11 protein-coding genes are annotated in these 12,622 nt (G+C 74.5%); 5 read left to right on the top strand and 6 right to left on the bottom strand.

The window, feature by feature from the left end:
- Positions 1 to 7 precede the first annotated feature (7 nt).
- A complete protein-coding gene (locus tag B073_RS47155) occupies positions 8 to 175 on the top strand; it encodes a hypothetical protein (protein ID WP_018539137.1) in 168 nt (55 codons plus the stop codon).
- Between the two features lie 94 nt (positions 176 to 269).
- Here the strand turns inward: B073_RS47155 and B073_RS0116210 are convergent, their stop codons facing one another.
- The 3 genes from B073_RS0116210 to B073_RS0116220 form a co-directional block, all read right to left on the bottom strand.
- A complete protein-coding gene (locus tag B073_RS0116210) occupies positions 270 to 1,211 on the bottom strand; it encodes a 3-oxoacyl-ACP reductase (RefSeq protein ID WP_018539138.1) in 942 nt (313 codons plus the stop codon).
- Positions 1,212 to 1,232: 21 nt separating this feature from the next.
- Positions 1,233 to 2,309, bottom strand: coding sequence for a Zn-dependent alcohol dehydrogenase (locus B073_RS0116215; RefSeq protein ID WP_018539139.1), 1,077 nt, complete (start codon positions 2,307 to 2,309; stop codon positions 1,233 to 1,235).
- An 86-nt stretch (positions 2,310 to 2,395) separates the two neighbouring features.
- On the bottom strand, positions 2,396 to 3,310 hold the full coding sequence (locus B073_RS0116220; protein WP_018539140.1) for a MaoC/PaaZ C-terminal domain-containing protein: 915 nt from the start codon (positions 3,308 to 3,310) through the stop codon (positions 2,396 to 2,398).
- A 452-nt stretch (positions 3,311 to 3,762) separates the two neighbouring features.
- Here B073_RS0116220 and B073_RS0116225 point away from each other — a divergent pair, with 452 nt between their 5' ends.
- From B073_RS0116225 to B073_RS0116240, 4 genes are all read left to right on the top strand, one after another.
- Entirely contained in the window at positions 3,763 to 4,671 is a 909-nt protein-coding gene (locus B073_RS0116225) for an ABC transporter ATP-binding protein (protein ID WP_018539141.1), read from the top strand.
- A complete protein-coding gene (locus tag B073_RS0116230) occupies positions 4,671 to 5,399 on the top strand; it encodes an ABC transporter permease (protein WP_018539142.1) in 729 nt (242 codons plus the stop codon). Before B073_RS0116225 ends, B073_RS0116230 begins: the two co-directional genes overlap by 1 nt.
- Positions 5,400 to 5,516: 117 nt before the next feature.
- Positions 5,517 to 6,770, top strand: coding sequence for a histidine kinase (locus tag B073_RS0116235; protein WP_018539143.1), 1,254 nt, complete (start codon positions 5,517 to 5,519; stop codon positions 6,768 to 6,770).
- Positions 6,767 to 7,372 (top strand): response regulator transcription factor, encoded by a 606-nt coding sequence (locus B073_RS0116240; RefSeq protein ID WP_018539144.1) that lies wholly within the window; start codon positions 6,767 to 6,769, stop codon positions 7,370 to 7,372. Before B073_RS0116235 ends, B073_RS0116240 begins: the two co-directional genes overlap by 4 nt.
- A 17-nt stretch (positions 7,373 to 7,389) precedes the next feature.
- Here the strand turns inward: B073_RS0116240 and B073_RS0116245 are convergent, their stop codons facing one another.
- The 3 genes from B073_RS0116245 to B073_RS0116255 form a co-directional block, all read right to left on the bottom strand.
- On the bottom strand, positions 7,390 to 8,835 hold the full coding sequence (locus B073_RS0116245) for a DHA2 family efflux MFS transporter permease subunit (RefSeq protein ID WP_018539145.1): 1,446 nt from the start codon (positions 8,833 to 8,835) through the stop codon (positions 7,390 to 7,392).
- Positions 8,836 to 8,958: 123 nt separating this feature from the next.
- A complete protein-coding gene (locus tag B073_RS0116250; protein WP_018539146.1) occupies positions 8,959 to 10,152 on the bottom strand; it encodes a thiolase C-terminal domain-containing protein in 1,194 nt (397 codons plus the stop codon).
- A gap of 40 nt (positions 10,153 to 10,192) precedes the next feature.
- Positions 10,193 to 12,466, bottom strand: a complete 2,274-nt coding sequence (locus tag B073_RS0116255) for an acyl-CoA dehydrogenase (protein WP_018539147.1) — start codon at positions 12,464 to 12,466, stop codon at positions 10,193 to 10,195.
- Positions 12,467 to 12,622 lie beyond the last annotated feature (156 nt).

A 12,622-nucleotide genomic window follows, 5' to 3' on the forward strand; every position in this document is an offset into this window, starting at 1 on the left:
TCTTTTCATGTCCGAAGCCCAAACCGACACGACCCAGGCGCGCCCGCAGGAGACAGCCGCCCAGGCCGCCGCGGCCGTAGGCTCCGGCAGGCACCGCGGCCCGGCCGCCTCCGAGGAGGCGGCCGGCGCCGCCCAGGGGCGGCACCGCCGCGACCAACGGGTCCAGGTCTCCTGAACCCGAACCGACCGGCACGCCGCAGGCCGTGGCCGCCGCACCGCGAACGCGGGCGGCGGCCACGGCCGTTGTGCGCACCGTCCGGCCGCGGGCGTCAGTCGTGCTTGAGGCCCAGCACCTCGGCGGCCGCGAACGTCTCGTGCGGTGGGCGCCCCGCGTAGTACGGGGTGAGCAGGCCGTCCAGCTCCTCGTAGCTGAAGACGTCCTGCGCGGTGTCGAACTTCGCGGCGATCCGCGGGCGTTCGGCGATCGCGACCATGCCGCCGTGGACGACCAGCAGCTGGCCGTTGATGCCGGAGGCGGCCGGCGAGGCGAGATAGCCGACCAGCGGCGCGACGTGCTCGGGCGCGAGCGGGTCGGGCCGGCCGTCCTCTGGGGCCGCGAGGCCGGCGAAGACGTCCTCGGTCATCCGGGTGCGGGCGCGCGGGCAGATCGCGTTGGCGGTCACGCCGTACTTGGCCAGCGCCAGCGCCGTGGACGTGGTCAGGCCGACGATGCCGCCCTTGGCCGCCGCGTAGTTGGGCTGGCCCGCCGAGCCGGCCAGGAACGCCTCGGAGGAGGTGTTGACGATCCGCCCGAAGACCGGGCTGCCGGCCTCCTTGGAGCGGGTGCGCCAGTGGGCCGCGGCGAAGTGCGTGGTGTTGAAGTGGCCCTTGAGGTGGACGCGAATCACCGAGTCCCACTCGTCCTCGGTCATCGAGAAGACCATCCGGTCCCGCAGGATGCCCGCGTTGTTGACCAGGATGTCCAGCCGGCCGTAGGTGTCGATGGCCAACTGCACGAGTTCACCGGCCTGTTGGTGGTCCGCGACGTCGCCGGTGTGGGCCACCGCCTGGCCGCCGGCGGCGCGGATCGCCTCGGCGGCCTCCTCCGCGGGGGCGGCCGAGGCGGCGCCGGACCCGTCCCTGCCCGACTGACCGAAGTCGTTGACGACGACCCGGGCGCCGAGGCGGGCCAGTTCCAGGGCCTCGGCCCGGCCCAGTCCGCGCCCGGCACCGGTGACGAGCGCGGTCAGGCCCTCCAGTGGCTGTGCCATGCGTGTCCTCTCCTGTGCCGGTCAGATCTCGATGCAGGTGCGCAGCGCGGTGCCCGAACGCATCTGGTCCAGGGCGTCGTTGACGCCGCCCAGCCGGACCCGGTGGGTGATCAGCCCTTCGAGGTCGATCCGGCCGGCCCGCCACAGGGCGATGGCCCGCTCGTAGGAGCGCAGCACGTCCCCTCCCCCGTACAGCGACGGCAGGATCCGCTTCTCGTCGAAGAACAGCTCGAACATGTTGACCTGGAAGATGTCGTCCATCGCGCCCGCGCCGACCACGCAGAGGGTGCCGCCGCGCCGGGTCGTCTCGTAGGCGGTGCGGGCGGTGGCGGACTTGCCGACGACCTCGAAGACATAGTCGAAGCCCTCGCCGCCGGTGATCCGGGCCTTGGCGTCGGCGAGTTCCTCGGGGGCGACGGCCTCGGTGGCGCCGAACCGGAGGGCGGCCTCGCGGCGGGTCGCCACCGGGTCGACGGCGACGATCTGGGCGGCGCCGCAGGCCCGGGCGCCCTGGATGACGGAGATGCCCACACCGCCGCAGCCGAGCACCGCCACCGACGACGCGGCCGCCACCTCGGCGGTGTTGAGGGCCGCGCCGAGCCCGGTGGTGACCCCGCAGCCGATCAGGGCGGCGATCTCGTAGGGGACGTCGTCCGGGATCGGGACGGCGCAGTTGGCGGCGACCACCACCTCCTCGGCGAAGGTGCCGGTGCCGGCGAAGCCGAAGACGTCGCCGCCGGGGCGCTTGAAGTTGGGGGTGCCGGCGTTCATGAACCCGGCCAGGCACAGGTGGGTCTGGCCGCGTTTGCAGGACGGGCAGTCGCCGCAGGCGGGCAGCCAGCACATCAGGACCCGGTCGCCGGGCCGCAGTCCGGTGACGCCGTCGCCGACGTCGAGGATCTCCCCGGCCCCCTCGTGCCCGGGGACGAACGGCGTGGGCTGCGGCAGCACCCCGTTCATCGCGGAGAGGTCGGAGTGGCACAGTCCGGTGGCCCGGATGCGGATCCTGACCCGGCCGGGACCGAACCCCACCGCCTCGACGTCGTCGAGCACCTCCAGCTTGTCCCGTCCCGTCTCCTGCTGAATGGCTGCGCGCATGCGACACCCGCTCCTCTCGTACGTACGACATGCTGGTCCGCCCCGGCCGGCCGTCGGGGGTGTCGCGGCCTGGCGGCCGCTCGTCCTCAATCGCCGGACGGGCTTGGTGTGCCGTGCTCGACCACCGTGTCCGCCAGCACCGGTGCCTCGTCCCGCTCGGCGGCGGTGACCGCGACCCGGATGCGGCCGCCCCCGCCTTCGTCGGTCTGCTCCCGCCACAGCCGGATCCGCAGCGTCTCCCCCGGGAACACCACGCCCGCGAACCGCGCGGTGTACGACCGCACCAGGGAGACGTCCCCGTCCAGCGCGGCGTCCACCACCGCCTTGAGCGTCATCCCGTACGAGCACAGGCCGTGCAGGATCGGCCGGTCGAAGCCGGCGAGCTTGGCGAACTCCGGGTCGGCGTGCAGCGGGTTCCAGTCGCCGGAGAGGCGGTAGAGCAGGGCCTGGTCGGCGCGGACGAGGCGTTCGGTGGTCAGGTCGGGGGCCCGGTCGGGCAGTTCGCCGCCGACCGAGGGGCCCCGCTCGCCGCCGAAGCCGCCCTCGCCGCGGACGAAGATCTGGGTGTCGCAGGTCCACAACGGCCCGTCGTCGTCGGCGACTTCGGAGCTCAGCACGATGACGGCGGCCTTGCCCTTGTCGTAGACGGCCGGGACGGTGGAGGTCTGGGTGGCGCGGCCGCGGACGGGCAGCGGGCGGTGCACGGTGACGGTCTGCCCGCCGTGCAGGACGGCCGCCAGGTCGACGTCGATGCCGGGGGCGGAGAGTCCGCCGGCCAGGGCCATCCCGCCGCCCGCGACGGTGGCGAAGCTGGGGAGCACGTGCAGTGCGCTCTCCAGGGTGTAGCGGAGTTCGTCCGGGTCGGTGGCGGCGTGCGGCCTCTCCGGGGTGGCCGCGCCGGCGCCGATGCCGAGGTGGTAGAGCTGAACGTCCTTGTGGTCCCAGGCGAGTTCGGTGGTCCGCGGCGGGGCTGCGGTGGCCTTGGCGGCGTCGATGGGCATGGGGGTGCTGCTCCTTCACCACGGTGTGAGACCCCGGCCCGGCCGTCCGCACCGTCGGCCGCGCCGGGGTCGTATCGGGTCGGCGGGCCCGCGCTCCTCGGCACTTCTAGAACGCGTTCTAGCCGATGGCAGTCATGTATAGCCGATCCGGGCGGGACCGGGAAGACCCCTGACGGCATGTCAGATGCGCGAGGGCGCGCGTTCCGGACGGCCAAGCCCGTCCTCCGTCGCGCCGGCCCATGACATTTGTCAGCGCCGTTCACCCACATTCGCCTCTGCCGCACGGCGGCGACGCTCCGTAGCGTCTTCGGCAGCGGATGACGGCGTCACCGCGCATCGCACGGCGCGAAGAGCGCGCCGACAGCATGGGGAGGCAGGCGGACGTGGCAGGGACGGCGAGCAGGGTGCGGGGGCCCGGTGCGGCACCGGGGGCGGGGCGGCCGGCCGCCGCGGTGGCGTTCAGCGGTGTCACCCGGAGTTACGGCGCGGTGCGCGCCGTGGACGGGCTGGAGCTGACCATCGCCCCGGGCGAGACCGTGGCCCTGCTCGGGCGGAACGGCGCGGGCAAGTCCACCACCGTCAACATGCTGCTCGGCCTGCTGCCGCCCAGCGGCGGCGAGGTGCGGCTGTTCGGCGACGCGCCGGAGACGGCGGTGCGGGCGGGCCGGGTCGGCGCGATGCTCCAGGACGGCAAACCGCTGCCCCGGGTCACCGTCCGCGAACTGGTCCAGTTCGTCGCCGCCACGTATCCCGACCCGATGGACGTCGGCGAAGCCCTGGAGCTGGCCGGGCTCGGCGAGCTGGCCGGGCGCCGGGTCGACCGGCTCTCGGGGGGACAGGCACAGCGCGTCCGCTTCGCGGTGGCGCTGGCCGGCGACCCCGAACTCCTGGTGCTGGACGAGCCCACGGCGGCGCTGGACGTGGAGGCCCGGCGGGCCTTCTGGAGCTCGCTGCGCGGCTTCGCCCGCCGCGGCCGCACCGTGCTGTTCTCCACCCACTATCTGGAGGAGGCCGACGAGCACGCCGACCGGATCGTGGTCCTCGACCGCGGCCGGGTGGCGGCCGACGGCAGCGGCACGGAGATCAAGCGGCGGGCCGGGAGCGCGACGGTCTGTCTCGACCTGGCCGGCGCGGCGACCGGGCCGCTGGCCGGACTGCCCGGGGTGTGCGCGGTGGAGGTCCACGGCGACCGCGCCCGGCTGCGCACCACGGACTCCGACGCGACGGTCCGCGCGCTGGCCGGTCTGGATCTGATCCGCGGCCTCGAAGTCGCCCCGGCCAGCCTGGAGGACGCGTTCCTCACCCTGACCACCACGACCACCGCGGCGCCCGCCGCCCGCCCCGTCAAGGAGACGGTGTGATGCTCGACTACGTCCGGCTGGAAGTCCGCCGCACCCTGCGCGACAAGACCTTCGCGATCTTCGGGATCGGGATGCCGGTGCTGATGTACGTGCTGTTCACCCACGTCGGCGCCGGCGCCGGGCCGGGGGCCGCGGACTGGAAGGTCTCCGCCATGGTCGGCCTCGCCGCGTACGGCGCCCTGGGGGCGGCGCTGGGCTCCGGCACCGGCGTCGCCGAGGACAAGAGCCTGGGCTGGCTGCGGCAGCTGCGGATCACCCCGCTGCCGCCGGCGCAGGTGGTGGCCGGTCGCGGGCTGACCGGCTCGGTGACGGTGCTGCCGGCCATCGGCGCGGTGCTCCTGGTGGGCGGGCTGCTCAACGGCGTCCGGATGGCGGCCTGGCAGTGGGCCGCGCTGGTCGTGCTGCTGTGGCTGGGCACCGTCCCATTCACCCTGCTCGGCATCGGCAACGGCTACCGCCTCTCGTCCCAGGCCACCGGGCTGGTCAACACCGGCTGCATGCTGGTGCTCTCGATCGTCGGCGGCCTGTGGTTCCCGATCGAGGCGTTCCCGGGCTGGCTGCGCACCCTGTCCTCCTGGACGCCCGCCTACCGCTTCGCCGACCTGGGACAGAGCGTCGCCCACGGCCAGGCACCGGGGCTGACCACGGTGGCGGTACTGGCCGCCTGGCTGGCACTCTTCGGCGGTTACGCGGTGTACGCCTACCGCCGGGCGGCCCGGACGCTGTGACGGCGGCACGGACCCTGTGACCGGCGGCGGAAAGCACCGAAGGCAGCAGAACGCGAAGGACCGCCGGCGCGCGAAGAGCGCGCGGAGCGGAGCGAACGGCATGAGGCGAGGAACGGCATGGCACGGATGAGATGGCGGCGGGAGCGCGGCGGAGCGCCCGGCGGCGGAGCGGAGCAGGGCCGCGCGGCGGGGGCGCGGCCGTGCGAGCAGGAGCCCAAGGGCCCCGGCCGGTACGCCTTCCTGCCCTGGCTGCTGATGGGGCTGGGCGCGTTCTCCAACATCATCCACGGCAAGTCCGGCAACCCCTGGCTGGCCGGCGCCGGCCTCCTCGTCTTCAACTCCCTCTATGTGACCGTGGTCTTCAGCGCGTTCAGCCCCCGGCTGCGCACCACCCGCTACCCGGTCTACGCCCTGGCCGCACTGGCCGCCGTCACCTACGCGGTCGCGCTCGGCTTCGGCGGCGAGTGGTTCCTGTTCTTCCCGCTGCTGTCGCTGGCCTCCGGTACGGTCCGCACGCTGCGCGGCAAGCCGCTCGCGCTCTGGCTGATCGCGCTCAGCGGGTCCGCCGGGTTCCTGTCCGGCTGGTACGACAAGAGCCCCTGGGGCTCGTTCGGCATCGGCTACGGCACGTTCCTGTCCGGGATGGTGACGGCCTCGGTGCTGAGCCTCTTCGACACCATCCAGGAACTGCGGGCCACCCGCCAGGAGCTGGCCCGCAACGCCGTGGAGAAGGAGCGACTGCGGTTCTCCCGGGACCTGCACGACCTGCTGGGCCACACCCTGTCCGTGGTGGTGGTGAAGGCCGAGGCGGTGCGCCGGCTGGCGCCCCGCAACCTCGACGCGGCGCTGGCCCAGGCCGCCGACATCGAGGCGGTGGGCCGGCAGGCGCTGACCGAGATCCGCGAGGCGGTCACCGGCTACCGCGAGGGCAGCCTGGCGACCGAGTTGGACCGGGCCCGTTCGGCACTGGGCGGCGCCGGCATCGAGCCGGTGGTGCGGCAGTCCGGGCCGCCGCTGCCGCCGCAGGCCGCCGCGCTGCTGGGCTGGGTGGTCCGCGAGGGCGTCACCAACGCCGTGCGGCACAGCGGCGCCGGCCGCTGCGAGATCGAGGTGCACGCGGACGACGACCGGGTGCGGCTGACGATCACGGACGACGGCCGCGGTCCCGTAAGCTCCGGAGCGTCCGGCGCACCGTCCGGCGCCGTCCCCGGACCGGTGGGCGGCACGGGCCTTGCGGGGCTGGCCGAGCGGCTGGCCGCGGCGGGCGGCACGCTGCGCAGCGGCCCCGACGGCCGGCGCGGCTTCCGGGTCACGGCCGAACTTCCGGTGGGCGCGGGCGATCTGGCGGATGCGGAGGAGTTGTCCAGGTGATCAGGCTCCTGCTGGCCGAGGACCAGCGGATGATGATGGGCGCGCTGGCGCTGCTGCTCGGCCTCGAGGACGACATGGAGGTGGTGGCGCAAGTGCCGGCGGGCGACCAGATCGTCGCGGCCGCCCTGGAGTCCCGTCCGGACGTCGCGCTCCTGGACATCGAACTACCCGGACGCAGCGGCCTGGACGCCGCCGCCGACCTGCGCGACCAGCTGCCGTCGTGCAAGGTGCTGATCGTGACGACGTTCGGGCGGCCCGGCTATCTGCGCCGCGCGATGGAGGCCGGGGCGTCCGGCTTCCTGGTGAAGGACGGGCCGGTGGAGGACCTGGCGGCGGCGATCCGCCGGGTGCTGGCCGGTGAACGGGTCATCGACCCCGGTCTGGCCGCCGCGGCCCTGAGCGCCGGGCCCAACCCGCTGACCCCGCGCGAACGCGATGTCCTCACCGCCGCCGTGGACGGCGCGACGGTCGCCGACATCGCCACCAAGCTGAGCCTGTCGCAGGCCACGGTCCGCAACTACCTCTCGGCCGCCATCGGCAAGACCGGCACCCGCAACCGCATGGAGGCGGTACGGGCGGCGCGGCGCAACGGCTGGCTGTAAGCCGGGGGCGCGGCCGCTCAGCCGTGGGCCGCGTCCGTCCGCCGGCGCGGCAGTGCCAGCAGCATCAGCGTGACGCTGCCCGCCAGCACCAGCGCCCCGACCAGGAACGCCAGACCGTAGCCGTCGGCCAGTCCGACCCGGCCGGGCTCCGCGGTGATCCGGGAGGCGGCGACGGTGGAGAGCACCGACAGGCCCAGCGCGCCGCCCATCTGCCGCGAGGTGTTGATCAGGCCGGAGACCAGCCCCTGGTCGGACGGGGCGGCGCCGGAGGTGGCGATGGCGGCGACCGGCGTCGCGGTCAGCCCGGCGCCCAGCGCCATCAGGACGCCCGGGCCGAGGATCGTCCCGAGGTAGGTCCCGTCGACCGTCATCGTGCTCTGCCACGCCATCCCGGCCAGCGAGATCACCGCACCGCCGACCGCCAGCGTCTTGGCGCCGAGGCGGCGCATCAGCAGGGGCGCGACCTTCGAACCCAGCACGATGGACAGCGAGTGCGGGATGAAGGAGAGACCGGCCTGCAGCGGCGTGTAGGAGAGGACGTTCTGCACGTACAGCGACAGGAAGTACCACATGGAGAACATCGCGGCGCCGGACAGCACCATCGCCGCGTTGGCCGACGAGACCGAGCGCAGCCGGAACAGCCCCAGCGGCATCAGCGGCGCCTTGGCCCGCGCCTCGACCGCGACGAACACCGCGACCACCACCAGACCGGCGGCCAGCGGCAGCAGCGCCGACGCCGAACCCCAACCGTGCGTCTCGGTCTGCACGATGCCGTACGCCACCAGCCCGAGCCCGGCGGTCACCAGCAGCGCACCGGGCACGTCCAGGCGCCGCGCGGCACCCTGCCGGCTCTCGGTCAGCCACAGCGCGGCACCCGCCAGCACCAGCGCGCCCACCGGCACGTTGATCAGCAGCACCCAGCGCCACGACAGGTACTCGGTGAGCACCCCGCCCACCAGGCCGCCCACCGCGCCGCCGCCCGCGCCGACCGCCGTCCACGTCGCGATGGCCCGCGTACGGGCCGGGCCGGCCGGGAACGACGTGGTCAGGATGGTGAGCGTGGCCGGGGAGAGCACCGCGGCGCCCACGCCCTGGACGGTGCGGGCGGCGATCAGCTGCCAGGGCTGCTGGGCGAGGCCGCCGGCGACGCTCGCGAGGGTGAAGAGTGCCAGCCCCACGAGGAAGACCCGCTTGCGGCCGAAGAGGTCGGCGGCCCGGCCACCGAGCAGCATGAATCCCGCGAAGGTGATCACATAGGCGTTGACGATCCATTGCAGGCCCAGCTCGGACAGGCCGAGCCCGGAACGCATCGCGGGCAGCGCCACGTTCACGACGGAGACGTCCAGCACGACGAGGAACTGTCCGGCGCAGACCAGCACCATCACCAGCCAGGCCGGTGCGGCCGTCCGCCGTGTGGACGCGGACAGCGTGGGGGAAGCGGCTATCGGGGGCATGCGGCCCATGCTCGCACCCGCCCCTCACCACCCGCATCGGGATATCGGTGCATCCACCATGCGCTCGGGTCCTAGGACGGGGGGCGTAGGGCGGGGTGGGGGCCGTCGCACGCCACCCCCGCCCCGTCGGCGTCACCTGCGGAGCAGGGTGACCACCGCGGCGCCGCCCAGGCCGATGTTGTGGGCGAGGCCGACGCGGGCGCCGGAGACCTGGCGGTCGCCGGCCGTGCCGCGGAGCTGCCAGACCAGCTCGGCCGCCTGGGCCAGGCCGGTGGCGCCCAGCGGATGCCCCTTGGAGATCAGCCCGCCGGACGGGTTGACCACCCAGCGGCCGCCGTAGGTCGTGGCGCCGTCGGCGACCAGCTTCCCCGACTCGCCCTCCGCGCACATCCCCAGCGCCTCGTACGTCAGCAGCTCGTTGATGGAGAAGCAGTCGTGCAGCTCGATCACGTCGACGTCCTCGATGCCCAGGCCGCCGGCCTCGTAGGCCAGGCGGGCCGCGGCCCGGCTCATCGGTGCGCCGACGACGTCGATGCAGGAGCCGGAGGCGAAGCTCTCCTCGGTGTCCGTGACCATGGCCTGCCCGGCGATCTCCACCGCGCGCCCCGCCAGGCCGTGTTCCCGGACGAAGCGCTCCGAGGCGACCACCGCCGCCGCGGCGCCGTCGGACGTCGGCGAGCACTGGAGCTTGGTGAGCGGGCGGTGGACGGTGCGCGCGGCGAGGATCTCCTCGACGGTGTACACGTCCTGGAACTGCGCGTAGGGGTTGTGCGCGGAGTGCCGGTGGTTCTTGGCGCCGACCATGGCCAGCTGCTCGGCCGTCGTACCGTGGCGCGCCATGTGCTCGCGGGCCGCGTTGCCGAAGATCTGGGCGGTGGGCGGGGTCGCCTCGAAGCCGTGGGCGGCGGCCATCACGCCGTAGTGGCGGGCGACCGGCGAGGTGGCGAAGGCGCCGCCCTCCGCGCCGGCCCCCAGCGCGCCGCGCTTCATCTTCTCGAAGCCAATCGCCAGCACGCAGTCGTTGAGGCCCGAGGCGACGAACTGGCGGGCCATCATCAACGCGGTGGAGCCGGTGGCGCAGTTGTTGTTGACGTTGTAGACGGGGACGCCGGTGAGCCCCAGTTCGTACACGGCGCGCTGGCCGGCCGTCGACGCCTGGTAGCAGTAGCCGACCGGCACCTGCTCGACCGCGTGGTAGCCGATGCCGGCGTCGGCGAGCGCCGCGCCGCCCGCCTCCTTCACCATGTCCCAGTACTGCCAGTCGCGGGTCTCCGGCTTCTCGAACCGGGTCGTCCCGACGCCGATGATGTATGCCGTGCCGGCCATGCGGATCCTCCTGGGCCAGGTGACGAATACGGACGCGAGGTCAGATGAGGGGGCGCGGTTCCGGGTCGCGGGGCAGGCCGAGGAGGCGTTCGGCGACGACGTTGAGCTGGACCTGGGTGGTGCCGCCGGCGATGGTCAGACAGCGCGACATCAGGAAGCCGTGCAGCGCACGGGCGCCGGGTCCCTCGCGGACCGCGCCGGCCGGGCCGAGGAGCTCCAGGGCCAGGTCGGCGACCTTCTGCTGGTGCGCGGTCTGCACCAGTTTGCGGATGCTGGCGCCGGCGCCCGGCTCCAGGCCCGACACCCGCTGGAGGGTGGTCCGCAGCCCGATGCAGGCGAGCGCGTGCGCCTCGGCGGCCAGCGCCCCGACCCGGGCCCGGACCGCGCCGTCCCCGTCGGCGGTGTGCGCGACGAGCGCCTCCAGGCCGGTGTCGAAGGCCAACTGGTCGGCCATGTGGACGCGTTCGTTGCCGAGGGTGGTGCGGGCGACCCGCCAGCCGTCGTCGACCGCGCCGACCACCGCGTCCACGGGCAGCAGTACGTCGTCGAAGTACACCTCGTTGAAGAGGGCGTCGCCGGTGATCTCCTTCAGCGGGCGGACGTCGATCCCCGGCGTCGACATGTCGACGACGAAGAAGCTCAGACCGCGGTGCTTGGGCGCGTCCGGGTCGGTGCGGGCGAGCAGGATGCCGTGGTCGGCGGTCTGCGCGGCCGAGGTCCACACCTTCTGGCCGTTGATCCGCCAGCCGCCGTCCGCGGTGCGCTGCGCGCGAGTACGCAGCGACGCCAGGTCCGAACCGGCCTCCGGCTCGGAGAAGAGCTGACACCACGTCATGTCGCCGCGGAGCGTCGGCGGCAGGTACCGCTCCTGCTGCGCGGCCGTGCCGTGTGCGAGGAGCGCGGGCACCACCCAGGTGGCGATGCCCAGTTCGCCGACCCGGACCCCGGCGGCGGCCATCTCCTGCTGGATGGCGAGCTGTTCGACGGGGCCCGCGCCCAGCCCGTACGGGGCGGGCAGATGCGGCGCGGCGTATCCGGTAGGGGCCAGTGCGCGGCGGGCGTCGGCGTCCGTGGCGGCGGCGTCCGTCGAGTCGTCACCGGCATGGGGAGCCGGGCCGCGGACCCGGTCGAGGGCGGCCCGCGCCCGTTCCCGGAACTCCTCGGCCTCGGCGGGGAGTTCGACCCGGAGGGCGCGGCGGGCACCGGATGCGGCATGGCGGGCGGCGCGCAGCCGGTGGGTGTCGGCGCCGCCGAGGAGCTGGCGGGCGGTGACCGCGCGGCGCAGGTGGAGGTGGGCGTCGTGCTCCCAGGTGAAGCCGATGCCGCCGAGGATCTGGATGCAGTCCTTGGCGCAGCCGGTGGCGGCGTCCAGGGCGGTCGCGGTGGCCAGCGCGGCGACCAGGCCGCGCACCTCGGGCGGTTCGCCGGCGGCCCGGGCCGCGTCCCAGACCAGGGCGCGGGCCTGCTCGCAGCGGACGAGCATGTCGGCACAGAGGTGTTTGACGCCCTGGAACTGGCCGATGGCGCGGCCGAACTGCTCGCGGACCGCGGCGTGTTCGGCGGCGGTGCGCAGCGCCCAGCCGGCGGTTCCGCAGCCCTCCGCGGCGAGCAGCACCCCGGCCAGGTCCCGGACCAGAGCGCCGTCGACCGCCAGCCGCCGGTCGCCCGGGACCGCCGTCCCGTCCGCGCGGATCTCCGCGGTCGGCCGGGTCGGGTCGGCGCTGTCCTGGACGCGGACGGCGAGGGCGGCGGCGTCCACCGCCAGCCACACGGCGCCCCCGGCGGCCTCCGCGGCCAGCACGAGCAGATCGGCGTCGCCGCCGGCCAGGACGGGCGGCGCGGTGCCGTCGAGGAGGTAGCCGTCGGCGCCTGCCACGGCGGTCAGGGAGCCGCTGTCGAGGGCGACGGCGGCGATCCGCTCGCCGGTGACCAGCGCCCGGACGAGGTGCCGGGGCGCGCCGCCGCGGTGCAGCAGTGCGGCGGCGAGGACGGTGGGCAGGTACGGGCCGGGGAGCGCGGCGCGGCCGAACTCCTCCAGGACGACGGCGAGATCGAGCAGGTCGCCGCCGCCTCCGCCGGCGGCCTCCGGGAGGTGGAGGCCGAGCAGGCCCTGGGCGGCGAGCCCGTCCCAGTGGGCGGGGCGGCCGGTCCGCGCGGGCGGCGCGTCGAGGAGCTTGCGGACGTCCTCGGGCGGGACGGCCCGTGCGACCCAGCCGCGCGCCGCCTCCGCGAGGTCACGATGGTCCTGCGTGATGCCGATGCCGGTGTCGGCCCCCGTACGGATGCCCGCGCCGGTGCCCGTAGCGATACCCATGACGGGCACAGTAGAACACGTTTCATTCTGACGGAAGGTCAGGTGCGGGGTGGGGTGAGGGCGGGTGCGGTGGACAGTCCCGACTGCGGTGGTCCGGAAACGGTCCGGTGAATTCCGTGCGGCCGGCCGCCCGTCCGAAATTCCGGGCGCGCGATG

The organism is Streptomyces sp. MspMP-M5 (assembly GCF_000373585.1).
GTDB lineage: Bacteria > Actinomycetota > Actinomycetes > Streptomycetales > Streptomycetaceae > Streptomyces.

What these genes read in the sequence shown, in the direction of transcription:
- B073_RS47155 (WP_018539137.1), top strand. Translation starts at nt 8, where the DNA reads ATGTCCGAAGCCCAAACCGACACGACCCAGGCGCGCCCGCAGGAGACA.
- B073_RS0116210 (WP_018539138.1), bottom strand. Translation starts at nt 1,211, where the DNA reads ATGGCACAGCCACTGGAGGGCCTGACCGCGCTCGTCACCGGTGCCGGG.
- B073_RS0116215 (WP_018539139.1), bottom strand. Translation starts at nt 2,309, where the DNA reads ATGCGCGCAGCCATTCAGCAGGAGACGGGACGGGACAAGCTGGAGGTG.
- B073_RS0116220 (WP_018539140.1), bottom strand. Translation starts at nt 3,310, where the DNA reads ATGCCCATCGACGCCGCCAAGGCCACCGCAGCCCCGCCGCGGACCACC.
- B073_RS0116230 (WP_018539142.1), top strand. Translation starts at nt 4,671, where the DNA reads ATGCTCGACTACGTCCGGCTGGAAGTCCGCCGCACCCTGCGCGACAAG.
- B073_RS0116235 (WP_018539143.1), top strand. Translation starts at nt 5,517, where the DNA reads ATGGCACGGATGAGATGGCGGCGGGAGCGCGGCGGAGCGCCCGGCGGC.
- B073_RS0116245 (WP_018539145.1), bottom strand. Translation starts at nt 8,835, where the DNA reads ATGGGCCGCATGCCCCCGATAGCCGCTTCCCCCACGCTGTCCGCGTCC.
- B073_RS0116250 (WP_018539146.1), bottom strand. Translation starts at nt 10,152, where the DNA reads ATGGCCGGCACGGCATACATCATCGGCGTCGGGACGACCCGGTTCGAG.
- B073_RS0116255 (WP_018539147.1), bottom strand. Translation starts at nt 12,466, where the DNA reads ATGGGTATCGCTACGGGCACCGGCGCGGGCATCCGTACGGGGGCCGAC.